At 68.6% G+C, this 22,795-nt stretch carries 19 protein-coding genes; 10 read left to right on the plus strand and 9 right to left on the minus strand.

From position 1 onward, the window contains the following. Complete coding sequence (gene ybaL, locus AC1Q5B_RS07390) at positions 1-1,689, minus strand: YbaL family putative K(+) efflux transporter (protein ID WP_492631087.1); 1,689 nt, start codon at positions 1,687-1,689, stop codon at positions 1-3. 170 nt (positions 1,690-1,859) lie between these two features. After that, on the minus strand, positions 1,860-4,250 hold the full coding sequence (locus AC1Q5B_RS07395; RefSeq protein ID WP_492631088.1) for a TonB-dependent receptor plug domain-containing protein: 2,391 nt from the start codon (positions 4,248-4,250) through the stop codon (positions 1,860-1,862). A gap of 201 nt (positions 4,251-4,451) precedes the next feature. On the opposite strand from AC1Q5B_RS07395, the gene AC1Q5B_RS07400 reads away from it, so the two are divergent. The 3 genes from AC1Q5B_RS07400 to AC1Q5B_RS07410 are packed head-to-tail and all read left to right on the plus strand — an operon-like array spanning position 4,452 to position 7,354. After that, positions 4,452-6,302 carry an ABC-F family ATP-binding cassette domain-containing protein gene (locus AC1Q5B_RS07400; RefSeq protein WP_492631089.1) on the plus strand — a complete coding sequence of 617 codons (1,851 nt, stop codon included), beginning with the start codon at positions 4,452-4,454 and terminating at the stop codon, positions 6,300-6,302. Between the two features lie 53 nt (positions 6,303-6,355). Then, the gene (locus AC1Q5B_RS07405; RefSeq protein ID WP_492631090.1) at positions 6,356-6,691 is read left to right on the plus strand and encodes an FmdB family zinc ribbon protein; all 336 of its coding nucleotides are present in this window, start codon (positions 6,356-6,358) and stop codon (positions 6,689-6,691) included. 45 nt (positions 6,692-6,736) lie between these two features. Continuing rightward, entirely contained in the window at positions 6,737-7,354 is a 618-nt protein-coding gene (locus AC1Q5B_RS07410; RefSeq protein WP_492631091.1) for a hypothetical protein, read from the plus strand. 9 nt (positions 7,355-7,363) lie between these two features. Here AC1Q5B_RS07410 and AC1Q5B_RS07415 read toward each other — a convergent pair whose 3' ends face one another. After that, positions 7,364-8,296: a DUF3011 domain-containing protein gene (locus tag AC1Q5B_RS07415; protein WP_492631092.1), complete on the minus strand. Its 933-nt coding sequence runs from the start codon at positions 8,294-8,296 to the stop codon at positions 7,364-7,366. Positions 8,297-8,446: 150 nt separating this feature from the next. On the opposite strand from AC1Q5B_RS07415, the gene aspS reads away from it, so the two are divergent. The 4 genes from aspS to AC1Q5B_RS07435 are packed head-to-tail and all read left to right on the plus strand — an operon-like array spanning position 8,447 to position 11,799. Then, positions 8,447-10,198 carry an aspartate--tRNA ligase gene (gene aspS / locus AC1Q5B_RS07420; RefSeq protein ID WP_492631093.1) on the plus strand — a complete coding sequence of 584 codons (1,752 nt, stop codon included), beginning with the start codon at positions 8,447-8,449 and terminating at the stop codon, positions 10,196-10,198. 16 nt (positions 10,199-10,214) lie between these two features. Beyond that, positions 10,215-10,502, plus strand: a complete 288-nt coding sequence (locus AC1Q5B_RS07425) for a DNA primase (RefSeq protein WP_492631094.1) — start codon at positions 10,215-10,217, stop codon at positions 10,500-10,502. Positions 10,503-10,504: 2 nt separating this feature from the next. Continuing rightward, complete coding sequence (locus AC1Q5B_RS07430; protein WP_492631095.1) at positions 10,505-11,014, plus strand: GNAT family N-acetyltransferase; 510 nt, start codon at positions 10,505-10,507, stop codon at positions 11,012-11,014. Positions 11,015-11,034: 20 nt separating this feature from the next. Next, on the plus strand, positions 11,035-11,799 hold the full coding sequence (locus AC1Q5B_RS07435; RefSeq protein ID WP_492631096.1) for a hypothetical protein: 765 nt from the start codon (positions 11,035-11,037) through the stop codon (positions 11,797-11,799). 302 nt (positions 11,800-12,101) lie between these two features. On the opposite strand, the gene AC1Q5B_RS07440 is transcribed toward AC1Q5B_RS07435, so the two are convergent. Together AC1Q5B_RS07440 and AC1Q5B_RS07445 are read right to left on the minus strand one after the other, a co-directional pair. Beyond that, positions 12,102-13,043 carry an alpha/beta fold hydrolase gene (locus tag AC1Q5B_RS07440; protein WP_492631097.1) on the minus strand — a complete coding sequence of 314 codons (942 nt, stop codon included), beginning with the start codon at positions 13,041-13,043 and terminating at the stop codon, positions 12,102-12,104. Between the two features lie 40 nt (positions 13,044-13,083). Then, on the minus strand, positions 13,084-13,512 hold the full coding sequence (locus AC1Q5B_RS07445; protein WP_492631098.1) for an organic hydroperoxide resistance protein: 429 nt from the start codon (positions 13,510-13,512) through the stop codon (positions 13,084-13,086). A gap of 123 nt (positions 13,513-13,635) precedes the next feature. On the opposite strand from AC1Q5B_RS07445, the gene AC1Q5B_RS07450 reads away from it, so the two are divergent. Next, positions 13,636-14,463, plus strand: a complete 828-nt coding sequence (locus tag AC1Q5B_RS07450) for a cupin domain-containing protein (RefSeq protein WP_492631099.1) — start codon at positions 13,636-13,638, stop codon at positions 14,461-14,463. Between the two features lie 6 nt (positions 14,464-14,469). Here the strand turns inward: AC1Q5B_RS07450 and AC1Q5B_RS07455 are convergent, their stop codons facing one another. Further along, the gene (locus AC1Q5B_RS07455; RefSeq protein WP_492631100.1) at positions 14,470-15,420 is read right to left on the minus strand and encodes an AraC family transcriptional regulator; all 951 of its coding nucleotides are present in this window, start codon (positions 15,418-15,420) and stop codon (positions 14,470-14,472) included. A 208-nt stretch (positions 15,421-15,628) separates the two neighbouring features. Here AC1Q5B_RS07455 and AC1Q5B_RS07460 point away from each other — a divergent pair, with 208 nt between their 5' ends. Both AC1Q5B_RS07460 and AC1Q5B_RS07465 read left to right on the plus strand, forming a co-directional pair. Beyond that, positions 15,629-18,823, plus strand: a complete 3,195-nt coding sequence (locus AC1Q5B_RS07460; RefSeq protein ID WP_492631101.1) for an efflux RND transporter permease subunit — start codon at positions 15,629-15,631, stop codon at positions 18,821-18,823. After that, positions 18,820-19,947, plus strand: a complete 1,128-nt coding sequence (locus AC1Q5B_RS07465) for an efflux RND transporter periplasmic adaptor subunit (protein WP_492631102.1) — start codon at positions 18,820-18,822, stop codon at positions 19,945-19,947. The genes AC1Q5B_RS07460 and AC1Q5B_RS07465 overlap by 4 nt, the downstream gene beginning before the upstream one ends. Positions 19,948-19,953: 6 nt before the next feature. Here AC1Q5B_RS07465 and AC1Q5B_RS07470 read toward each other — a convergent pair whose 3' ends face one another. Genes AC1Q5B_RS07470 through AC1Q5B_RS07480 form a run of 3 tightly spaced genes read right to left on the minus strand, consistent with a single transcriptional unit; the run spans position 19,954 to position 22,648 of the window. Further along, the gene (locus tag AC1Q5B_RS07470; RefSeq protein ID WP_492631103.1) at positions 19,954-21,072 is read right to left on the minus strand and encodes a metallophosphoesterase; all 1,119 of its coding nucleotides are present in this window, start codon (positions 21,070-21,072) and stop codon (positions 19,954-19,956) included. Continuing rightward, a complete protein-coding gene (locus AC1Q5B_RS07475; RefSeq protein WP_492631104.1) occupies positions 21,069-22,103 on the minus strand; it encodes a FecR family protein in 1,035 nt (344 codons plus the stop codon). Before AC1Q5B_RS07475 ends, AC1Q5B_RS07470 begins: the two co-directional genes overlap by 4 nt. Continuing rightward, positions 22,100-22,648 carry an RNA polymerase sigma factor gene (locus AC1Q5B_RS07480; protein WP_492631105.1) on the minus strand — a complete coding sequence of 183 codons (549 nt, stop codon included), beginning with the start codon at positions 22,646-22,648 and terminating at the stop codon, positions 22,100-22,102. Before AC1Q5B_RS07480 ends, AC1Q5B_RS07475 begins: the two co-directional genes overlap by 4 nt. Positions 22,649-22,795 lie beyond the last annotated feature (147 nt).

The raw sequence follows: 22,795 nt of genomic DNA on the forward strand, positions 1-22,795 counted from the left end.
TCAGGCTTGCGCGCGCTGCGGACGGTAGGGCGGCGTGGACATCACCATTTCGGCCAGCGAGAACGCCAGCTCGCGTTCGGCCAGCACCGCACCGTCGGCGCCGTGCGACAGCAGGTGCTTCACCTCGCCCTCGCTGTGCGCGCGCGCCAGCAGGGTCAGGCCGGGATTGATCGCACGCAGCTTGGCCAGCGCCTCGCCGGCTTCGAGAGGTTGCGGGATCGCCAGCACCGCGATCTTGGCGCGCTCGGGATGCGCTTCGGCCAGCACCTTGTCGGCGGCGGCGCTGCCGCGGATCGCGGGGATACCGGCGTCGTGCGCGCGGGCGACGTGGTCGCCGTTGTCGTCGATGACGATCAGTGGCACGCCGCGGTCGCGCAGCACGCGCGCCAGTTCGCTGCCCACGCGGCCGTAGCCGATGATGATGGCGTGGTCGGTGACGTCCAGCGACGGGCCGGGCGGCGCTTCCGGCTCGACCGGCACCGGTGCCGACGCGTCTTGCTTCTTCTGCCAGCGGTCCAGCCAGGTGAACAGGAACGGGTTGGCGATGATCGACAGCAGCGAGCCGGCCAGGATCAGGTCGCGCCCTTCCGGCGGCAGGATCTTCAGCGCCACGCCGAGCGCGGCCAGGATGAAGGAGAACTCGCCGATCTGCGCCAGGCTGACCGAGATGGTCAGCGCGGTGCCGGTGGGATGCTTGAACGCCTTGACGATGTAGTAGGCCGCCACCGACTTGCCCAGCACGATGATGCCGAAGGTGGCCAGCACCTGCCACGGATGCGCCACCACGATCGCCGGGTTGAACAGCATGCCCACCGAGACGAAGAACAGCACCGCGAACGCGTCGCGCAGCGGCAGCGAATCGTTGGCGGCCTTGTGGCTCAGCTCCGATTCGTTGAGCAGCATGCCGGCGAAGAACGCGCCCAGCGCGAACGACACGCCGAACATCATGGCCGAACCGAACGCCACGCCCAGCGCGATGGCGAGCACCGACAGCGTGAACAGTTCGCGCGACCCGGTGGCGGCGATCTTCTCCAGGGTCCAGGGAATGACGCGGCGGCCCACCAGCAGCATGAAGGCGACGAAGGCACCGAGCTTCACGAACGTCCAGGCGATCTCGACCATGAAACGCCCGAAGGTCGCCTGCTCGCCGCTGCTCTCGGGGCCGAAGGTGGACGCCAGCACCGGGAGCATGACCAAGGCCAGCACCATCGCCAGGTCCTCGACGATCAGCCAGCCCACCGCGATGCGGCCGCGCTTGGTCTCCAGCAGGCGGCGCTCCTCCATCGCGCGCAGCAGCACCACGGTGCTGGCCACCGACAGGGCCAAGCCGAACACGAAGCCGTTGAGCGGGGTCCAGCCCATCCCCCAGGCCAGCGCCCAGCCCAGGCCGGTGGCCACCGCGATCTGCACGATGGCGCCGGGAATCGCGATCGCCTTGACCTCGAGCAGGTCCTCCAGCGAGAAGTGCAGGCCCACGCCGAACATCAGCAGCATCACGCCCAGTTCGGACAGCTGGTTGGCGAGTTCCTGGTCGGCGACGAAGCCGGGCGTGAACGGGCCGACGAAGATGCCTGCGATGAGGTAACCGACCAGCGGCGAGAACCGCAGCTTGTAGGCGAGCGCACCCAGCACGAAGGCGAGGGCCAAGCCTACCGCGATGATGTTGATCAGGTCGGTGTCATGATGCATCGATCGGCGTTTTTCCTCGGCATGGGCGTCGAGTGTCGCCGATGCGGGCGCCATGCCGCAAACGGAAATTGACCGCGGATTCACGCGATCGCGCCAGCATCGCCATGCGCGACAACGGAAACGCCCCGCGCGGGGCGGGGCGTTCCGGTGCACTCACTGCGTTGGAAGCATTACCACCTGTAGGCGATGCGCCCGTACACGTAGGCGCCGTTGAAACCGCCCGGCGACTGGCTGCTGTAGGGGAACTGGCCGCTGTTCGAGTTCGGGAAGATCGTGCGGTCCGGATACTCGTCCAGCAGGTTGTCCGCGCCCAGGGTCAGGGTCCAGTTCTCGCTGGGACGGTAGCTGGTGGACGCGTCGAGGATCCACTTGGCGCCATAGGTCTGGTCGTTGGCGGGATTGCCGGTTTCGCTGACGCGCGTGGTGAACTCGCCATAGCGGGTCGCGCCGAAGGTGAAGTCCCAGCGGGCCAGGTTCCAGGCCGCGGTCAGCGTGGTCTTGTCGCGCGGATAGCCTTCCTCGATGCGGCCCTGTTCGTCGCGGCCGATGCGCCACAGGTTCGCGCCCAGGGCGGTCAGCTCGGGCGGATTGGGCGCGATGCGCTGGATCTCGGTCTTGTTGTAGTTGTAGCCGGCGGTCAGCGCCAGGCTGCTGTTCTCGAACGGCACCGTGTACTGCGCGATCACGTCCACGCCACGCGTACGGGTGTCGGCGGCGTTGGTGAAGTAGCGCGCGCTGGTGACGCCGTTGACGCCCAGGCTGGCCAGCAGCGCCTGCGCCGCCGCGTTGCCGCCCAGCAGCAGGTTGGACGACAGCACGATGCGGTCGTCGATGTCGATCTGGTAAGCGTCGATGGTGACGTACAGGCGATCCACCGGCTGCAGCACCAGGCCCAGGCCATACGACAGCGAGGTCTCGGCGCTCAGCGGATCGGCGCCCAGCGCCTGCGCCACGGCGCCGGTGGCCGGGAACGTGCCGGATTCGAAGAAGCGGTCCAGCGACGCGTTGTACTGCGACGTCACCACCTGGTAGTACTGCTGCGCCAGCGCCGGGGCGCGGAAGCCGCTGGCCACGGTGGCACGCAGCGCCACCGCATCGGTGAAGGCGTAGCGCGCGGACAGCTTGCCCGACACTTCGCTGCCGAAGTCCGAATAGTCCTCGTAGCGCCCGGCGATGCCGGCGGAGAATTTGTCGGTCAGGTCGGCTTCCAGGCCGATGTATGCGGCGTAACTGTCGCGGTCCGAATGCACGGCATTGGCCGGGGTGAAGCCGGCGAAGCCCTGCGCGCCGCTGCCGGTGTACGAATTCAGTTCGCCCGGCGACTGGTTCCACTTCTCCTGGCGGTACTCGGCCCCGAACGACAGCGTGGCCGGGTAGGCCAGGCCGATCTCCAGCGGCTTGCTGACGTCGGCGTTCAGCACGTTCTGGGTGTACTCCAGCGCACCGTCGTAGAAACGGCGCGGGCTGGTCGCGCCCAGGCTGTAGTTGATGGTGTTCTGGGTGTAGAACTTCAGGTGGTTGTAGCCGTAGTTGTAGCTGACGTCCCACTTCCAGCCGCTCTCGGTGTCGCCCTTGACGCCGACGACCAGCGAGCGGTCCTGCGAGAGCTGGTTGATCTCCGGCACGTAACCGTCCGGATACACCTGCGGTACCAGCGCGTTGTGGCCGATCGAGCGGTAGAACGCGAACGAGACGATGTCGCGGTTGCTGGCGATGGCGGTCGCGTACGCGCTGACGTTGTCGCTGAAGTCGAAGCCGGCGTTGGCCGACACCGCGCCGGCGTCCACCTTCGGATCGCCGTAGACGAAGGCCACGCGGCCGATCGCCGGATTGTTGCCGGTGTTCGGCGCGGTGCCCTGGTACGGACCGGCGCGGTCGGTTTCGTCCTGCTGGGTCAGCTGGCCGGCCACATGGACGAAGCCACGGCCGTCGCCGAACGACACGCCCGTGTCGCCCGACAGCTGCGTGCTGCGGCCGTCGCCGGCGGAATAGCCGCCGACATCGACGACCAGGCTGCCGCCCTTGCCGGATCCCTTCAGCACGATGTTGACCACGCCGGCGATGGCGTCGGATCCGTACTGCGCGGAGGCGCCGTCGCGCAGCACTTCCACGCGCTCGATCGCCGACACGGGAATCGCATTGAGGTCCACCGCCGACGAACCGCGGCCGATGCTGCCGTTGACGTTGACCAGCGCGGAGATGTGGCGGCGCTTGCCGTTGACCAGGACCAGCACCTGGTCCGGCGACAGGCCACGCAGCTGCGCCGGGCGCACGCCGCTGGTGCCATCGGTGACCGCCGGGCGCGGGAAGTTCAGCGAGGGCAGGGCACGCGCGAGGGCGGTCGCCAGTTCGGTGGTGCCGGTGGCCTGCAGAGCCTCCGGCGTGATGATGTCGATGGGGGATTGCGACTCGGCCACCGTGCGGTCGGAAACGCGGGTGCCGGTGACGATCAGGGTGTCCAGCGTACGGGTGTCGGCAGGGGCCGCGTCCTGTGCGAACGTGGCGGGGGCGACCAGGGCCAGGCTGATGGCGAGGGTCAGGGGAGACAGTGTGCGGCTCATGGGGGAACTCCGAAGGACGGCGAAGTACGGCTTCAAGTGGATCAGGGCTTGCAAAGTTGCCTTTGAAACCATGGACTTAGGTGCTACGTGCTCTGGTTACAGGGGTACGGTGGGTGTGTCAATGCTTTGTTAACAAGTGTGAGCGGGTGCGCTATCGATAAACTACGCGGCCGCGTCCCCCAAATCCCCGTAGGTTGTTTCTTGATCGCCCTTCGTAATTTCGCGCTCCGCCGTGGCGAGCGCCTGCTGCTGTCCAACGTCGACCTGACCCTGCACGCCGGCTACCGCGTGGGCGTGGTCGGCCGCAACGGCGCCGGCAAGTCCAGCCTGTTCGCCGCCGTACAGGGCGAGCTGGAAGCCGACAAGGGCGACCTCGACCTGCCCGGCAAGGTGCGCATCGCCAGCGTCGCCCAGGAAACCCCCTCGCTGCCGGACCCGGCGCTGTCGTTCGTACTCGGCGGCGACACCGAAGTGGCCGCCGTGCTGCAGGCCGAGGCCGATGCCAGCGCGCGCGAGGATTGGGAGGCGGTCGCCAACGCGCACCAGAAAATGGCCGAGCTCAATGCGTACGACGCCGAGGCGCGCGCCGGAAAGCTGCTGCATGGCCTGGGTTTTCCGGCGGATACGCATTCGCGGCCGGTGTCGTCGTTCTCCGGCGGCTGGCGCGTGCGCCTGAACCTGGCGCGCGCACTGATGATGCCCAGCGACCTGCTGCTGCTCGACGAACCCACCAACCACCTCGACATGGACGCGGTGCTCTGGCTGGAGCAGTGGCTGCTGAAGTATCCCGGCACGCTGCTGCTGATCTCGCATGACCGCGAGTTCCTCGACAACGTCGCCACCCACACCCTGCACCTGCACGGCGGCGGCGCGAAGCTGTACACCGGCGGCTACACCGACTTCGAGCGCCAGCGCGCCGAACAGTTGCGCCAGCAGCAGATCGCACACGAGAAGGAACAGGCCGAACGCGCCCACCTGCAGAGCTTCATCGACCGCTTCAAGGCCAAGGCCTCGAAGGCGGCGCAGGCGCAGAGCCGCATGAAGCGCCTGGCCAAGCTGGCCGGCACCGAGGCCGTGCGCGCCGAGCGCGAGTTCCGCATCGAATTCGCCGAGCCGGCCAAGCTGCCGTTCTCGCTGATCCGGTTGAACCATGTCGAGGCCGGCTACGGTCCCGGCGCGGTGATCCTCCACGATGTCGGCTTCGGCCTGGAAGCCGGCCATCGCATCGGCCTGCTCGGCCCGAACGGCGCCGGCAAGACCACGCTGGTGAAGACGCTGGTGGGCGAGCTGCCGCCGATGGCCGGCGACCGCATGGCGCACCCGGACCTGCGTATCGGCTACTTCGCGCAGCACACCGTGGAATCGCTGCACGAAGGCCAGTCGCCGATGGACCACTTCCGCGACCTGTCGCCCGATGCCAGCAACCAGTCGTTCCGCGATTTCCTGGGCAAGTGGAATTTCCCCGGCGACCGCGCGTTCGAGCCGGTCGACGGGTTCTCCGGCGGCGAGCGTGCACGCCTGGCGCTGGCGCTGATCGCGTGGCAGCAACCGAACGTGCTGCTGCTCGACGAACCGACGAACCATCTCGATCTCGAGATGCGCGAAGCGCTGGCCGAAGCGCTCAGCGATTTCGACGGGGCCATCGTGATGGTGTCGCACGACCGCCATCTGATCGGCCTGGTCTGCGATACCTTCTGGCGCGTGGCCGATGGCGTGGTCGAACCGTTCGCCGGCGATCTCGACGAATACGCCGCCTGGCTGCGCACGCGCGCCTCGGCCCAAGGCAGCAAGCCGCTGCGCGCCGAACCCGCACCCGCGCCGAAGACCGCGCCGGCGCCCGCGCGCAAGGTCAATCCGGTCAAGCTGGCCGCCGCCGAAGCCAAGGTCGCGGAGCTGGAAGGCAAGCTGGCCGAGGTGGATGCGCAGTTGGCGGATTCGCAGACCTATGCCGATGCCGACCTCGCCGCGCGCTTGGGCCGCGACCGCGAAGCCCTGCAACAGCAGCTCGCCAAGGCCGAAGAGGCCTGGTCGGCGCTGTACGACGAGGCTTGATTCCCTTGCCGCCGATCCCCACCCACATCCGACCCGTTGCCTGATCGACCGCCATGCCCATCTACGCCTTCGAATGCACCCAGTGCGGCCACAGTTTCGACCGCTTGCAGAAGCTGTCCGATCCCGATCCCGATACCTGCCCCGCGTGCAGCGCGCATGCGGTGAAGCGGCAGCTGACGGCGCCGTCGTTCCGCCTGGCCGGCAGCGGCTGGTACGAGACCGACTTCAAGAAGGACGGCGACAAGAAACGCAACCTCGCTGACGGCGGCGAAGGCGCGAAGCCGTCCAGCGAATCCAAGCCGGCGGAAACGGCGCCTGCGAAGACCGAAAGCGCGCCGGCGAAGACCGAATCCAAGCCGGCATCGCCGTCCTCGACGTCCTCGTCCTGAGAGCGACGGTGTAAGGTGCATCCCTTCCTGCCACGAAGGGATGCCATGAAGAAGACTTGGATCGCACTCGCCGCGCTGTACGCCGCCAGCGGCATCGCATCGCCCGCACAGGCATCGTCGCCGGCGCCCGCGGATGCGTTTCTCGCCTCGCTGGCCCAGCATTGCGGCAAGGCCTACGCCGGCCGCATCACCGCGAACCAGCCCGCATCGACCACGCCCGATCCCTTCGAAGGCAAGGCCTTGGTCATGCATGTCCGCGGCTGCGATGCGCCGACGCAGGAAGTCCGCGTGCCGTTCCATGTCGGCGACGACCACTCGCGCACCTGGGTCATCACGCGCACCGAGGGCGGCCTGCGGCTCAAGCACGATCATCGGCATGAAGACGGCAGCCCGGATCCGGTGACCCTGTACGGTGGCGACACGGCCGACGCGGGTACGGCGCAGCGGCAGGCGTTTCCGGTGGATGCCGATTCGGTGGCGATGTTCCAGCGCGAAGGCCTGTCGGCCTCGGTGACCAATACTTGGGCGATGGAGCTGATCCCGGCGGAGACCTTCGTCTACGAACTCAGTCGACCGAACGGGCGGCTGTTCCGGGTGGAGTTCGACCTCGCCACGCCGGTCGCGCTGCCGCCGGCGCCGTGGGGCGCCGACGACGAAGGCTGAGTCGCGGGCTCAGCGCGGCCCGAAACGGCCGCGGCAGCCCCGGTCCACCCACACCTGGTTGCCCGCAAAGCCCCAGCTGTAGCCCTCGCGGCAGCTGGTGTTGGACAGCTGCTGCAACAGGATCGGCCGGCCCTGGCGGGCGTCGTACGCGCAGGTCTTGCGGCGGTTGTCGTCGCTGCTGCAGGTGACGCTGTAATCGTTGCCGCCACCATTCCCGCCGCCCCAGCCGGTGCCCGAGTCGCGGAACTCGGCGCGGCAGCCGCCGCGCACCCACACCATGCCCTGGCGCTGGCCCCAGTTCTGGTTCTCGTTGCAGCGGGTGGAGGACAGATTGCGTTGCACCACCGCGCGACCGCGGAAGCTGGTGCGGCACTCGCGGTAAGCGCCGTTCGCACTCTCGCAGGTCACCACGCCACCGTTGCCGCCACCCCAGCCGCCGCCGGCGTTGCCTTCGGCGAAGCGGCCGCGGCAGCCGCGGTCCACCCACACCGTGCCATTGCCGCTGCCCCAGTTCTGACCCTCGATGCAGCGCGTGCCCGACAGGTTCTGCACCAGCACGGCATTGCGGCGGAAGCCGGTCTGGCACTCGCGCCGACGGTTGTCCTTGCTCTCGCAGGTGACCTGCCCGCCGGAGGGCGGCGGGTTGGGGTTCCAGCCGCCGTTGTTGCCGCCGAGCGACTGGGCGATGTCCTGCTTGATGCGGCTGAAGGTCCAGTTGGAGCGGTTGACCTGGTCCAGGTAGAACCGCAACTGGTCGTCCGGGATCCGGCGGCCGCGGGACTGTTCCGAATACTCGAGGCTGATGACCCGGGTCTGGTCCTGCACGGACAGCGTGCGCAGGTTCTCCGGGGCGTAGGCCTTGGGCGTAATCTGGGCGGCGGCGCTGCCGGCCGCCAGGGCCAGCAACAGTACGAGAACGGACTGCAACAGCGGCTTCTTCATGGCGGCGCCCTCCTGGGGAGGCGCCAGCATACGCCGGGAATGTTAATTGTAGGCAGAGGCCCGCCGGGGACCGGGTAAACTAGCCGGCTAGGACGGCCCGTGGCCGTCGCACCCCTTCCGGCGCTGTCCGGACGACCCTCTGGAGTTCCCATGCGTACCCATTTCTGCGGCCTCGTTGACGAGGCCATGATCGGCCAGACCGTGACCCTGTGCGGCTGGACCGACGTCGCCCGCAACCTCGGCGGTGTCTGCTTCATCGACCTGCGCGACCACGAGGGCATCGTGCAGGTGACGGTGGATCCGTCCAGCGCCGACGTGTTCAAGGTGGCCGCGTCGCTGGGCTATGAGTACGTGCTGCAGGTCGAGGGCGTCGTGCGTGCGCGCGAGGCCGTCAACACCAAGATCCGCACCGGCAAGGTGGAGGTGATCGCGACGAACATCACCGTGCTCAACAAGGCCGAGCCCCTGCCGTTCCACCACCACGAGAACCCGGGCGAAGACGTCCGCCTGAAGTACCGCTACCTGGACCTGCGCAGCCCCGACATGCAGCGCAAGCAGCGCACCCGCATCCGCCTGGTGCAGGCGCTGCGCCGCTGGCTGGACGCGCGCGGCTTCCAGGACATCGAGACGCCGATCCTGACCAAGGCCACGCCCGAAGGCGCGCGCGACTTCCTGGTGCCGGCGCGCATGCACCCGGGCGAGTTCTACGCGCTGCCGCAGTCCCCGCAGCTGTTCAAGCAGATCCTGATGGTGGCCGGCTTCGACCGCTACTACCAGATCGCGCGCTGCTTCCGCGACGAAGCGCTGCGCGCCGACCGCCAGCTCGAGTTCACCCAGCTCGACATGGAGTTCGCCTTCGTGCGCGAGCGCGACGTGCAGGACGCGGTGGAAGGCATGATCCGCGACATCTTCAAGGAAGTGATGGACGTGGAACTGGCCAACCCGTTCCCGCGCATGACCTGGGCCGAGGCGATGCGCCGCTACGGGTCGGACAAGCCGGACCTGCGCATCCCGCTGGAACTGATCGACGTGGCCGAGCTGGTGAAAACCAGCGAGTTCGCCGTGTTCACCGGTGCCGCCAACGATCCGGACGGCCGCGTCGCCGCGCTGCGCATCCCCGGCGGTGCGTCGCTGAGCCGCAAGCAGATCGACGAGTACGCCGCGCATGCCGCCAAGTACGGCGCCAAGGGCCTGGCCTACATCAAGATCGACGAGGCCGGCGAGATTTCCTCGCCGATCCGGAAGTTCTTTGCGGAAGACGCGTTCGCCGCGCTGGTGGAGCACGTCGGCGCGGGCAACGGCGACATCGTGTTCTTCGGTGCCGGTGGCTACAACAAGGTCTCCGACTTCATGGGCGCGCTGCGCCTGAAGGCCGGCAAGGACTTCGGCCTGGTGCAGGACGGCTGGAGGCCGCTGTGGGTCACCGACTTCCCGATGTTCGAGTACGACGACGAAGCGGAGCGCTATGTCGCCCTGCATCATCCCTTCACCGCGCCGGCGGTCGACGACATCGCTGACCTGCGTGCGAACGCGAAGACGGCCGTGTCGCGCGGTTACGACATGGTGCTGAACGGCAACGAGATCGGCGGCGGTTCGATCCGTATCCATCGTCCCGAGATGCAGAGCGCGGTGTTCGAACTGCTCGGCATCGGCGCGGAAGAGGCGGAAGCCAAGTTCGGCTTCCTGCTGGACGCGCTGCGTTTCGGCGCGCCGCCGCACGGCGGCATCGCGTTCGGCATCGACCGCATCGCCGCGCTGATGGCCGGCACGGAGTCGATTCGCGACGTCATTCCGTTCCCGAAGACCACCACCGCACAATGCCTGATGACCGGCGCGCCGTCGCCGATCCCGGATGAGCAGCTGGCCGAAGTGCACATCCAGGTCCGCCCGAAGAAAGACTGATCGAGAGAACCAAGAAATGACGGAAGTTGCTTTTTCGCTGGAGTGGGAACGCCTGGGCAATGAAGGCGCCGATGCGGCGCTGGTGACCGAGCGTGCGCGCGTGTTCGGGGGCTGGCTGGTGCGCGTCGGCACGTCGCCGGCGGCGATGGCGGTGACGTTCGTGCCGGATGGCCAGGGCCGTTGGGACGGAGAGGATTTCGGCGAAGACGATTACGAAGAAGAGTACGAAGAGGAAGAAGACGAGGACGCCGACGAGGAAGACGAGTCGGACGAAGAGGACGAGGACGAAGAAGAGGACGCGTAAGCGTGCGAATCCGTCGCGCCACCGTCGATGACGCCGCAGTCCTGGCGGACCTGGCGTCGCGCACGTTCACCGAGACCTTCGGCCATCTGTATCCGGCCGAGGACCTGTCCGCCTTCCTGGCCGATGCCTACGACGTCGGCAAGCAGCGGACGATCCTGGCGCATCCGGACTATGCGGTGTGGTTGCTGGAAGACGATGGCGTCGCCGTCGGTCATGCCGCGGCCGGGCCGTGCGGGCTGCCGCATCCCGAGGTGCGGGCCGGCGATGGCGAGTTGAAGCGGCTGTACGTGCTGGCCTCGCACCAGAACGGTGGGTGGGGCGGGAAGTTGTTCTCCGAGGTCGAGCGGTGGTTGTTGAAGGACGGGCCGCGGACGCTATGGATAGGGGTGTGGTCGGAGAATTTCGGCGCGCAGCGGTTCTATGAGCGGCAGGGGTTCGTGCGGGTTGGCGGGTACAAGTTCGCGGTGGGGAAGACGCTGGATGATGAGTTCATCCTGAGGCGCCCTGCGTGAGGCCGCCGGCAGGCGTCGTCGTGAGACGTTGTCTGCTTGCCGTAGCGGTGTGCGGGTTCGTCGTGTTTGCGGCGCTCTGGACGTTGTCGATGGTACGCCCGCACGTGATCGAGGCCTCCGCCCGTATCTTGCTGGTGGCTGAGATCGAGCGCCGTACCCACGAACGCTTGGATGCGATATCCGATAGCGCGGTGGCCGGACTGGCGCGCAAGGCGATGGTCACGCATGCCCAGGAAACCGCGCAGCTGCGTCGTATGAAGGAGGCGCTGTCGAACCGGGTGGCGTCCACGGTCGACGCCATGGCGGATCCGGCCTGCGTCTGTCGTGCCGCCTTGCGGGATCCGGTCCGCGTTGGGATCGATGCGCGACTCGCGCAGCTCGATGATCGGGATGCGAGGCTCGAAGCGCTGGTGAGTAGCGCTTATGCACACACGGCCACTCGACTGCAGCGCGAGGTCCGGATCGTCGCGGGCGCCAATGCGTTGATCTTCCTTGCACTGGGCGTGGTCGCGTGGCGGAAGCGGGGCGCTGTCCTGCACCTGATGGTGCCCGCCGTCGTGCTGTTGGGATCCGTCGCGGCCTCTACGTGGTTCTATCTGTTCAATCAGGACTGGGTGCAGACCGTCGTCTTCAGCGACTACGTTGGGTATGGCTACGCGGTCTGGCTCGGCATTCTGCTCGCCTTGCTCACCGACATCCTGGCCAATCGGGCGCGGGTGACGACGCGCATGCTCAACACGGTGTTGAACGCTGCCGGTAGCACGCTGACCGTGTTGCCTTGCTGACCTTTCGCGCATGGGCGGTGATGGTCGCGATGACACGGGTTCCGCTAGCCCTTCGGGCTAGCGGTAACTTTTCTTTGTGTGGCCAAAGAAAAGTCACCAAAAGAAAGGCCACTCCCCGACGAAGCAATCCCATGACTCGGGTGCTGTCGGGATTTTCCGACTCGCCTTCCTGGCGAGGCGGAAAACGGCGGACATCCTTGTCCGCCGCCCTTCGGGTCTCGCGGGCTCGCTGGCGCATCGGGATGGAACGACACTAAAAGCAAACGGCCGCGTGAGCGGCCGTTGCTGTTCGTGCGTCTTTTTTACTTCTGCAGGAAGTCGAGCAGGTCCTGGTTGACGCGGTCCTTGTGGGTATCCGTCAGGCCGTGGGGAGCGCCGGGGTAGATCAGCAGCTTGGCGTTCTTGATCTGTGCTGCGGAGGCCTTGCCGGCGGCGTCGATGGGGACGATCTGGTCGTCGTCGCCGTGGATGATCAGGGTGGGGATGTCGAACTTCTTCAGGTCGGCGCGGAAGTCGGTGGCCGAGAACGCGGCGATCGAGTCGTACGTGTTCTTGTGGCCGGCCTGCATGCCCTGGGCCCACCAGCTGTCGATCAGGCCCTGCGAGACCTTCGCGCCGGGGCGGTTGAAGCCGTAGAACGGGCCCGAGGCGATGTCCTTGTAGAGCTGCGCGCGGTTGTCCAGCGAGCCCTTGCGGAGGCCGTCGAACACGTCGATCGGCAGGCCGCCCGGGTTGTCGGCGGTCTTCAGCATCAGCGGCGGTACCGCGCTGATCAGCACGGCCTTCTTGACCCGGCCGGTGCCGTGGCGACCGATGTAGCGCGCCACTTCGCCGCCGCCGGTGGAGAAGCCCACCAGGGTCACGTCCTTCAGGTCCAGCGTGTTGATCACGGTGGCCAGGTCGTCGGCGTAGTGGTCCATGTCGTTGCCGTCCCACGGCTGGCTGGAGCGGCCATGGCCGCGGCGATCGTGCGCGACCACGCGGTAGCCCTTCGAGGCCAGGAAGATCATCTGCGATTCCCAGCTGTCCGAGGACAGCGGCCAGCCGTGGCTGAAGGTGACGACCGGGCCGTTCTTCGGGCCCCAGTCCTTGTAGTACAGCTGCACGCCGTCGGCGGTGGTGAGGGTGCTGGCGGTGCGCTCGACGGCGACCGGCGCGGTGACCGGTGCCGCGTGGGCGGAGAGGCTGACCTGGGTGGCAACGGCCAGCAGGGTGACGGCGAGGGTGCGGGTGAAGACGTTCATGGTGGTGGTTCCTGCGAAAGGGGGTCAGGAAGGAGAGGGATCAGTCGGCGAGCACCAGCGTCACGTCGATGTTGCCGCGCGTGGCATTGGAGTACGGGCAGACGATGTGGGCGGCGTCGACCAGGGCCTGCAGCTGCTCGCGGGCAACGCCCGGGGCGGCGATGGTCAGTTCGGCCTGGATGCCGAAACCGGTGGGGATCTGGCCGATGCCGACCTTGCCGGTGACGGTCGTGGTGCCAGGCAGGGCGACCTTCTGCTTGCCGGCGACGAACTTCAGCGCGCCCAGGAAGAAGGCCGAGTAACCCGCGGCGAACAGCTGCTCCGGGTTGGTGCCGTCGCCGCCTGCGCCGCCCAGCTCGCGGGGGGTGGTCAGCTTGACGTCGAGCACGCCGTCGGACGACGTGGCCTGGCCTTCACGGCCGCCGGTGGCAGTGGCGGTGGCGGTATAGAGGATCTTTTCGATGGACATGGCGGTTTCCTTGGGTGGTTGGGAGAGCGGTAGGCGGGTGGCCGTCCGGTGAGGTGTACTTTGCGCGCCATGCTGGTACGAAAGGTGATATAAAATCCTGAAAATTTGATCAGGAGTTCCGACATGGTCGATCGACTGGCCGTCCTGCTGGACCGCTTCTCGGTGAGCGCACAGGTGTTCAATGCCGGCGCGCTGTGCGGCATCAACACGCTGGAGGCGGAAACAGGCGTGGGTCAGCTGCATCTGATCCGGCAGGGGCCGCTGGAGGTGGTCTACGGCACGACCTCGCTGCGCATCGACGAGCCCAGCCTGCTGCTTTTCCCGCGCGCGCTGACGCACCGCTTCGTCAGCGACACGGTGCGCGGCGTCGACATGGCCTGCGCGACGTTGCGCTTCGAGGGCGGCGACCAGAACCCGATCTGCGCGGCCTTGCCTGACGTGGTCTGCCTGCCCTTGTCGGGCATCCATGGCGCCGAGGATGTGCTGGCGCTGCTGTTCGAGGAGGCGTTCACCCAGCGCTGCGGGCGCACGGCGCTGGTCAACCGGCTGTTCGAAGTGGTGATGATCCAGGTGCTGCGCCAACTGATGGAAAGCGGCGACGTGAAGGGCGGCATGCTCGCCGGGCTGGGGCATCCGCGCCTGCGCAACGCCATCGTCGCAATGCACGAGGCGCCGGCGAAGGACTGGTCGCTGGAGGATCTGGCGCGTGCGGCGGGGATGTCGCGCACGGTGTTCGCCTCGACCTTCCGCGGGGCGCTCGGCATCACGCCCGGCCAGTACCTGCAGGGCTGGCGCGTGGGCCTGGCGCAGCAGGCGCTGCGGCACGGCAAGCCGCTGAAGGTGGTGGCGTCCGACGTCGGCTATGGCAGCGAAGCCGCGCTGTCGCGCGCGTTCAAGGCGCACAGCGGCGTGTCGCCGCGGGAGTGGAAGCGGCTGGCCGCGACCGCCTGAGCCGGATCAGGCGTCCTGCTGGCGACCGGCCGGCGGCGTGGCGCGCAACTGCACGATCTCCGACCGCGGCGGTGCGCCGAACAGGCGTTTGTACTCGCGGCTGAACTGCGACGCGCTTTCGTAGCCGACGCGGCGTGCGGCCGCATTCGCTTCCAGTCCTTCGCCCAGCATCAGCCGGCGCGCCTCGTGCAGGCGCAGGTGCTTCTGGAACTGCAACGGCGACATCGACGTCGCCGCCTTGAACTGGTGGTGCAGCGACGACGCACTCATGTGCAGCGACTCCGCCATCGCGTCGATGCTCAGCGGTTCGTGGAAGCGGTCGCGCAGCGACTGCACGGCGCGCGCGATGCGGTGCGAACGGCTGCCGGCGGTGACCAGTTCGCGCAGGCGATGGCCGAGGTCGCCGGTCAGTGCCCGGTAGTAGATCTCGCGCTGGACCAGGGGCGCCAGCGCGGGCAGGTCGTCCGGTTCCTCCAGCAGGCGCATCATGCGCAGTACCGCATCCAGCAGCGCGCCGCTGGCGCGTGCCGAGTACAGGCCGCGGTCGACCGGCTCGGGGCTGCGCGAGGCCGGCGTCTCCAGCATCAGGTCGCCCAGCTGCTCCATGTCGATGTCCAGGCGCAGGCTGAGGTACGGATGTTCCGGCGTGGCCTCGATGATCTGCCCCAGCGCCGGCAGCGTCATCGACACCACCAGGTAGTGCAGCGGGTCGTAGTGGTAGGTCTCCCCGGCGAGGATGGCGATCTTGCGGCCTTGGGCCACGATGCACAGGCGCGGCTCGTACAGCACCGCCGCGCAGGGGCGCGGTTCGCTGAAGCGCATCAGGAACAGGGACGGGATGGCGGTGGCATGCACGCCGTCGTCGGTCGCCAATCGGGCAATCCGGTCGGCCAGCTCGGCCTGCGGCGCGTGGTTGGGCAGGTGCGCGATGCTTTCGGTGAAACCGTTGGCTTTCATGGCGTGGGGGTCCATGCGGCGAAACGTGACTTTAGCGCGATGAAGCGTGGATACGCAGTGCCGCGTCCGCAGGATTTGCAGAATCAGGCAAGTTTCGCGCAGCAATGCACTAACCGCCAGCCCGCGCACTGCCCTATCGTGCATCCGTGCCGCCGCGCTGCGCGATGCGGCGGCGCCACCTCCCCCAAGGCTGACGGAAAACATCCCGATGTGGATCGTCGAATACGCGCTGTCGCGCCGGTACACCATCGGCGTGCTGGCCATCCTGATCCTGTTGTTCGGCGTGCAGTCCGCGCGCCGCATGCCCACCGACATCCTGCCGGAGGTCGGCATTCCTTCGGTCAACGTCATCTGGACGTACAGCGGCCTGCCCGCGGCGGAGATGGCGGCCAAGCTGACCTCGTTCTCCGAGATCGCCGTCCTCAACAACGTCGACGACATCAAGGAAGTCCGCTCGGAGAGCCTGAGCGGCATCGGCATCGTACGGGTGGACTTCCAGCCCGGCGTGAATCTGGAACGCGCGCTGGCGCAGATCACCGCGGTATCGCAGACGATCCTGCGGCGCATGCCGCCCGGCACGTCGCCGCCGCTGGTGGTGCGCAACAACGTTTCCAGCACGCCGGTGCTGCAGCTGGTGCTGTCGTCGGACAGCCTGGGCGAAGCGCAGCTGTTCGATTACGCGCGCCTGCAGCTGCGCTCGCAGATCCAGTCCATCCCGGGCATCCGCATGACGCTGCCCTACGGCGGTGCCGCGCGGCAGATCATGGTGGACCTGGATCCGCGTGCGCTGCAGACCTACGGCCTGACGCCCGCGCAAGTCACCGGCGCACTGGAGCGCGGCAGTCCCACGTTGCCATCCGGCACCATCCGCGAAGGCGCTCGCGAGCTGCAGATCGCCCTGGAGACCAGCCCGGCCGATGCGGGTGGCTTCCTCGACCTGCCGATCGCCACGCGCGGCGGCAACGTCATCTACGTACGCGACGTCGCGTCGGTGCGCGACGGCGGCGCCCTGCAGACCAACATCGCCCGCATGGACGGCGCCAGCGCGGTGTCGGTGGCGCTGATCAAGATGGGCGGCGCCAGCGCGGTGGAGATCGTCCGCTCGGTGCGCGAGCGCCTGCCGGAGATCGAGGCTTCGGCGCCGCCCGGCATGCGCATCGTGCCGATCTTCGACCAGTCCGTGTTCGTCGACAACGCGATCGGTTCGATCCGGCACGAAGCCATCCTGGTCGGCCTGCTGGTGGCGCTGGTGGTGCTGGTGTTCATCGGTTCGTGGCGATCCAGCCTGATCGTGCTGTCGGCCATTCCGCTCGCGCTGCTGGCCTCGGTCACGCTGCTCTACCTGCTCGGCTACACCTTCAATGTGATGACGCTGGGCGGACTGGCGCTCGCCATCGGCATCCTGGTCGACAACGCGGTGGTGGACGTGGAGAACACCAACCGCCACATCGCCGAAGGCAAGGACGTGCGCAGCGCGATCCTGGCCAGCGCGAAGGAAGTCGTGTTCCCCGAATTCGTTTCCACCGTGTCGATCTGCATCGTGTTGACGCCCATCCTGCTGATGACCGGCCTGTCGGCGTGGGTGTTCACGCCGCTGGCGCTGGCGGTGATCTTCGCGATGATGGCCTCGTTCCTGCTGTCGCGCACGCTGATTCCGGTGCTCTGCTACCTGCTGCTGCCGGCCGACATCCGCAGCCGGCAGGCGCCGCGCTGGGCCGCCGAGCGCCGCCTGCTGGCGGTCAACCACAAGGTCGAGCATGCGCTCGACGGTCTGCGCGACCGCCACCATGCGCTGCTGGTGCGGCTCGGCCATCACGGGGGCGTGCTGCTGGTGGTCGCGTTGCTGATGATCGGCGCGGGTGCGGTATCGGCCCTGTCGCTGGGGCGCGAGTACTTCCCGCATGTCGACGCCGGCCAGGTACGCCTGCAGGTGCGCCTGCCGACCGGGCTGCGGCTCGAGGAAACCGCGCAGCGGCTGGCCGAGATCCAGCGCGAGATCCGTGACATCGTGCCCGCAGGCGAGCTGCAGACCGTCTACGAACAGATCGGTATCCCCGACGCGGTCAACCTGGCCTGGGTGGACAGCGCCGTGGTCGGTTCGTTCGAGGCCGAGGTGATGCTGCAGCTCCGCAGCCCCCACGGGCCCAGTGCGGACTACCTGGCGAAGATCCGCGAGCGCGTCGCGCAGAAGTATCCGGACGTGAAGGTGTTCGAGCGTCCGCCGGACGCCACCAGCCGCACGCTGGCCGGCTCCGCCGTCGGAGCGCTGGAAGTGCGCGTCAACGGTCGCGACGCCGCCGGCAACCTCGTGCTGGCGCGCGAACTGGAAGCGCGCCTGCGCGACGTGCCCGGTGCGGTCGACGTGATGCTGCGCCAGGTGCTGGACCTGCCCGAATACTTCGTCGCCATCGATCGCACGCGCGCTGCGCAGCTCGGCATCACGGCGCAGGACGCGAGCCGTGCGGTGCTGGCGGTGCTCGGCTCGGCCGGCACGGTCAGTCCGGTGTACTGGGTGGACCAGGCGAACGCGACGTCGTACACGGTGCAGGTGCAGGCGCCACCGGCCAGCCTCTCGGGCATCGAGACCCTGCTCAATACCCCGCTGCGCATCGGCGAAGACGGCCAGGCGGTGCTGTTGCGGAACATCGCGCAGGTCTCGCCGCGCACCGTGCCGGCGAGCGTGGGGCGCACGATGATGGCGCCGACGGTCAGCGTGATGGCGAACGTGCAGGGCACCGACCTCGGTGCGGTCTACACCGCGCTGGGCGGCATCGTGAAAGAACTGGAGCCGCGGCTGAAGCCGGGCAACCGCATCGAGATCGTCGGCCAGGCCGGCGAGATGCAGAACGCCTACGGGGAGCTGGCCGCCGGCCTGCTGATGTCGGCGGTGCTGGTGTTCCTGGTGCTGGTGGTCAACTTCCAGTCGTGGATCCAGCCACTGGTGGCGATGTCCGGCCTGCCTATCGCCATCGCCGGCGCCGCGGTCGGCCTGCTGGTCACCGGCACGCCGCTCAGCGTGCCCGCGCTGATGGGCGTGATGATGGTGATCGGCGTGTCCACCGCCAACAGCGTGCTGGTCACCAGTTTCGCCCGCGGCCTGATCGCCGACGGCCACGATCCGGAGCAGGCCGCGTATGAGGCCGCCGCTGTACGTCTTCGCCCGGTGCTGATGACCGCCAGCGCGATGGTGCTGGGCATCATCCCGATGGCGCTGGGCATGGGCGAGGGCGGCGAGCAGAACGCACCGCTCGGCCGTGCCGTCATCGGCGGCCTGCTGTTCGGCACGCCCGCCACGCTGGTCATCGTGCCGTCGATCCTTGCCGTGCTCGGCCGCCGCCAGCGCCGGCAGCCAGAATCCCGTACTGAATCCGGCGCGGATGCCGCCGATGGAGTTGCGATATGACCGCGATGCCTGTCCTGCACCGGCGGACGCCGGCCCTGATCCTCACGGCGATGGCGCTCGCGCTGTCCGCCTGCAGCCGCGGCGAAGCCGAAGCGCCGGCCGTGCAGGCGGTGCCCGAGGTACTCACCGCGCAGGCCCGCGCGGCCGAGACGGACTTCACGATGACGCTGCCCGCGCGTGCGCTGGCCGGCGAGCGCGCGCAGATCTATCCGCGCGCGACCGGCTTCGTCACCGAGCGGCGGGTGGACCTGGGCGATGCGGTGCAGGCCGGCCAGGTGCTGGCGGTGATCGCCAATCCGGAAGCCGACCAGAGCGTCCGCGAGACGCAGGCCGAGGTCGTGCGCGCACGCGCCTCGATGGAACTGGCGCGGGTGAACTACGACCGCGCGGCCGCGCTGGTGGAATCCGGCGCCATCTCACGCGAGTTGTACAGCGACCGCAGCGCCAATCGCGACGCCGCACAGGCGGCGCTGGCGGCGACGCAGGCGCGGCTGGACAGCGCGCGCGAGCGCCAGGGCTTCCAGCAGGTGCGCGCGCCGTTCGCCGGCGTGATCGCGGCCCGCAATGTCGATCGCGGCGATCGCGTGGTCGGCGACGCCGCCAGTGCGACGCCATTGTTCGAACTCAATGCGCTGGACCCGCTGCGGATCCTCGTCGACGTGCCGCAGGGCGCGGCCCTGCAGGTGCGTCCCGGCCTGAAAGCGGAAGTCAGCTTCCCGGAGCTGCCGGGCCAACGCTTCGATGCCGAGATCGTGCGCAGCGCGCAGAGCATTTCCGACGAGACGGGCGGCATGCGCGTGGAACTGCGCCTGCCCAATCCCGGCCACCGTATTCCCGCCGGCATGGTCGGGCAGGTCAGCCTGCAGGTGCCGCGCGCGGCGCCGGCGGTGGTCGTCCCGTTGTCGGCGATCTCCGGCCCGGCGGGACGCTCGCGCGTGGTCCGCGTCGGCGCCGACTCGACGCTGGAGTTCAGGCCCGTGCTGCTGGGTCGCGACCTGGGCGGCGAGGTGGAAGTGCTGGATGGCCTGGCCGTCGGCGATCGCGTCGTCCTGGCGCCGAACGCGCTGCTGCAGGCGGGGACGCGCGTCGCGGTGAAGGCGCCGCCGCCGGCGAAGGCGCCCTGACGCCGCTCAGTCCTTGTCGGCCGGGGCGGCCTGGCGCTCGGGCAGCGCCTCGCGCGTGCCATCCAGCAGGCCGCGGCTCAGCCGTCCGTTCTCGATGAAGAGCAGTTGGCCGGATTCGCCCCGCTTGATCCCGCTGTCGATGGCGATCACGCGGCCGCCGTGGAAGCTCACCACGTCGTCCATCGTCGTGTGCCCGACCACGATCCGCGCCAGTCCCAGCCGGTCGACCAGCGTCTGCACCTCGGGCGTGGCGAGTTCGCCGTTGAAATAGCCGCGATACCAGATCGGACTGCGTTTGCCGTCGTACAGCCGGGCGGTCGCCGGATCGGCTTTCACCGTGTCCTTGGCAATGCCCAGCGAACCCCGGTACGCCTTGTTGGTCGCGTCGATGCCGGCGACCAGGTCGAGGTTCTCGGGCGCGATGCCGCCATGCAGGAACAAGGTGTCGCCGAGCTTCAGCATCACCGGCCGCGTGCGCAGCCAGCCGCCGATCACCGTGTCCTTGCCGTAGAGCGCGGAGTACGGGCGGCCGAGCAGGCGCGCGATGTCGACGTATTTCGCATGGATGTAGCGAAGGTCGTCGTACAGCACCATCGTCTCGTGGTTGCCGAGCAGGAAGTGCACGGTGCCGCCGGCGGCATGCGCCTGCCGCTGCAGCTGGAACAGCAGCCAGAACACCTCGTTGACCTTGCCGCCACGGTCGAACACGTCGCCGGTGATGACCAGGTGGTCGCGCCCCAGCGCCCAGTCGTCGTTGTCATCGATGACGCGGTGCGCGCGCAGCAGGCGCACCATCAGGTCGTACTGGCCGTGGATGTCGGACAGCGCGACGATGCGGCCACCGTCGTAAGGCACGGCTTCCGGATCGGCGATGCGGGGCGGGATCACCGCGGGCCGGTCGTAGCCGCAGCGCGGCGCGAACGTGGTCGAACCGCGCTGCCTGCGCTGCCGTTCGTGTTCGACCTTGCCGTCGCAGACCCACCAGGCGTCGTAGTGGCGCGGCGTTGTCCGGAACACATAGGGACCGTCGTCGAGCACGGCGTCTGCGCGCGGCGCCTGATCCTGCGCCAGCGCGGGCGACGCAACACACAGCAGCAACCACGCGGCCAGGCGGCGCGGCGTCATGGCGATTTCCCCAGCACATGCGTGCCGTTGGCGGTGTGGTGTTCCGGAATGCCGTAGACCTCGCCGAGCGCACCGATGAAGCCGTGCACGTCGTCGCCGCGGAAGACGCCGCTGACGCGCTGCGCGCCCAGCGCGGGATCGGCCAGTACCACGCGGTTCGTGCTGTAGCGGTTGAACTCGGCCACGGCCTCGGCCAACGGCGTGTCGCTGAAGACCAGGCGCCCGCTCAGCCAGGCCGGCTGCGCGCCGGCGGCGACCGTCGCCGTGCGCATCCGCATGCGGCCGGCCGACAGCCTCGCCTGCTGGCCGGGCGACAGCAGGCCAAGCCGTCGCGCCGGCGCCTGCGCCCCGGCATTCGCGCGCAGTTCCACGCGTCCTTCGTACAGCGCCACGTCGGCGGCGCCGGCCACCTGCGAGACTTCGAATTGCGTACCCAGTGCGCGCACGGCGCCGGCATCGGTCACCACGTCGAACGGGCGTGCCGCGTCCTTGGCGACCTGGAAGAAGGCGCGTCCGTGGTCGAGCGCGACATGGCGGCTGCCACGGTCGTAGCGCACGCGGAGCTGCGTGCCTGCGTCCAGGTCGATGCGGGTGCCGTCATCGAGCTGCAGCGATCGACGCTCGCCGACGGCGGTCCGGTAGGCCATCTCCTCCGGAGCGGCAAAGCGCAGCGCGGAGAAGGCGCCGATGCCCAGCAGCGCCAGCGTCGCGGCGACGGCGGCGGGCCAGCGGCGGCGCACGCTGCGGGCGGGCGCCGGCTCTGGCGTCGGCGCCGGCGTCGCGACCGCCCTGGCCGCCTCGACGAGACACTGCCCGATCTCGGGCGCCGTCGCGAACTCGCCGAACGACGACCACAGGGCCTCGACCCGCGCATAGGCCGCGCGATGCTCGGGACGGGCGTGCAGCCAGTGCCGCCATGCCTGGCGGTCGCCTTCGCTGACATCGTCCGCGCGCAGCCGTACGAACCAGCGGGTCGCCTGCTGGTCGATGCCGTCGCCGCCATCGATGAGGGTGAGGTCCGGTCTGCTCATGGCTCCGCCAGGCGCGCCTGCAGGTGCAGCAGGGCGCGCATCATGTGTTTTTCCACCGCACTCACGCTGACCTGCAACTGCCGCGCGATGGCGGTGTAGGTCATGCCTTCGTAGCGTTGCAGCAGGAAGACCTGCCGGCAGCGCGGCGACAATTCGTCCAGCGCCGACAGCAGGCGTTCCAGCCGCTCCCTGCTTGCGTAGACGTCGTCGGTGCCGGGTTCCTCACTCGGCAGTTCGTGCAGGGCGTCGTCGAACGGGTCGTGCAGACCGGTGTGGTGGCTGCGGTCGCGCCGGAACCGGTCGCGCAACAGGTTGGAGGCGATGCGCAGCACATAGGCCTCGGCGTGCTCCACCTGCGCGGGCGAGCGCACCAGGCGCACCAGCGCCTCCTGCGCCAGGTCCTCGGCGTCCGCCTCGTGCCGGAGGTGGCGGCGGAAATACCGCACCAGCATGGGACGGAAGCGCTGGACGTCGGATCGTGCCGGGTCCTGGCTGGGGTCCGGGCGGCTGTCGTCGTCGGCGTGGCGTTCGGGATCTGGATTCACGCGGCGGATGTCCGGAGTGGGGCAATGCGCCGAGAAACTAAGCGGAGGAATCGCCCGACGCAACCGCGTGACGTGCAGTGAGGGATCGCCGCCGTGCTGCGTCTGCCTCGGAAGGGGAGCGCCATCCGATATCTCACATTTCCCAGC

Source organism: Pseudoxanthomonas sp. GW835-FHT14C01 (assembly GCF_058793715.1).

Coding starts and splice junctions, on each gene's coding strand:
- ybaL (WP_492631087.1), bottom strand. CDS start 1,689: ATGCATCATGACACCGACCTGATCAACATCATCGCGGTAGGCTTGGCC.
- AC1Q5B_RS07395 (WP_492631088.1), bottom strand. CDS start 4,250: ATGAGCCGCACACTGTCTCCCCTGACCCTCGCCATCAGCCTGGCCCTG.
- AC1Q5B_RS07405 (WP_492631090.1), top strand. CDS start 6,356: ATGCCCATCTACGCCTTCGAATGCACCCAGTGCGGCCACAGTTTCGAC.
- AC1Q5B_RS07410 (WP_492631091.1), top strand. CDS start 6,737: ATGAAGAAGACTTGGATCGCACTCGCCGCGCTGTACGCCGCCAGCGGC.
- AC1Q5B_RS07415 (WP_492631092.1), bottom strand. CDS start 8,296: ATGAAGAAGCCGCTGTTGCAGTCCGTTCTCGTACTGTTGCTGGCCCTG.
- aspS (WP_492631093.1), top strand. CDS start 8,447: ATGCGTACCCATTTCTGCGGCCTCGTTGACGAGGCCATGATCGGCCAG.
- AC1Q5B_RS07425 (WP_492631094.1), top strand. CDS start 10,215: ATGACGGAAGTTGCTTTTTCGCTGGAGTGGGAACGCCTGGGCAATGAA.
- AC1Q5B_RS07440 (WP_492631097.1), bottom strand. CDS start 13,043: ATGAACGTCTTCACCCGCACCCTCGCCGTCACCCTGCTGGCCGTTGCC.
- AC1Q5B_RS07445 (WP_492631098.1), bottom strand. CDS start 13,512: ATGTCCATCGAAAAGATCCTCTATACCGCCACCGCCACTGCCACCGGC.
- AC1Q5B_RS07450 (WP_492631099.1), top strand. CDS start 13,636: ATGGTCGATCGACTGGCCGTCCTGCTGGACCGCTTCTCGGTGAGCGCA.
- AC1Q5B_RS07455 (WP_492631100.1), bottom strand. CDS start 15,420: ATGAAAGCCAACGGTTTCACCGAAAGCATCGCGCACCTGCCCAACCAC.
- AC1Q5B_RS07460 (WP_492631101.1), top strand. CDS start 15,629: ATGTGGATCGTCGAATACGCGCTGTCGCGCCGGTACACCATCGGCGTG.
- AC1Q5B_RS07465 (WP_492631102.1), top strand. CDS start 18,820: ATGACCGCGATGCCTGTCCTGCACCGGCGGACGCCGGCCCTGATCCTC.
- AC1Q5B_RS07470 (WP_492631103.1), bottom strand. CDS start 21,072: ATGACGCCGCGCCGCCTGGCCGCGTGGTTGCTGCTGTGTGTTGCGTCG.
- AC1Q5B_RS07475 (WP_492631104.1), bottom strand. CDS start 22,103: ATGAGCAGACCGGACCTCACCCTCATCGATGGCGGCGACGGCATCGAC.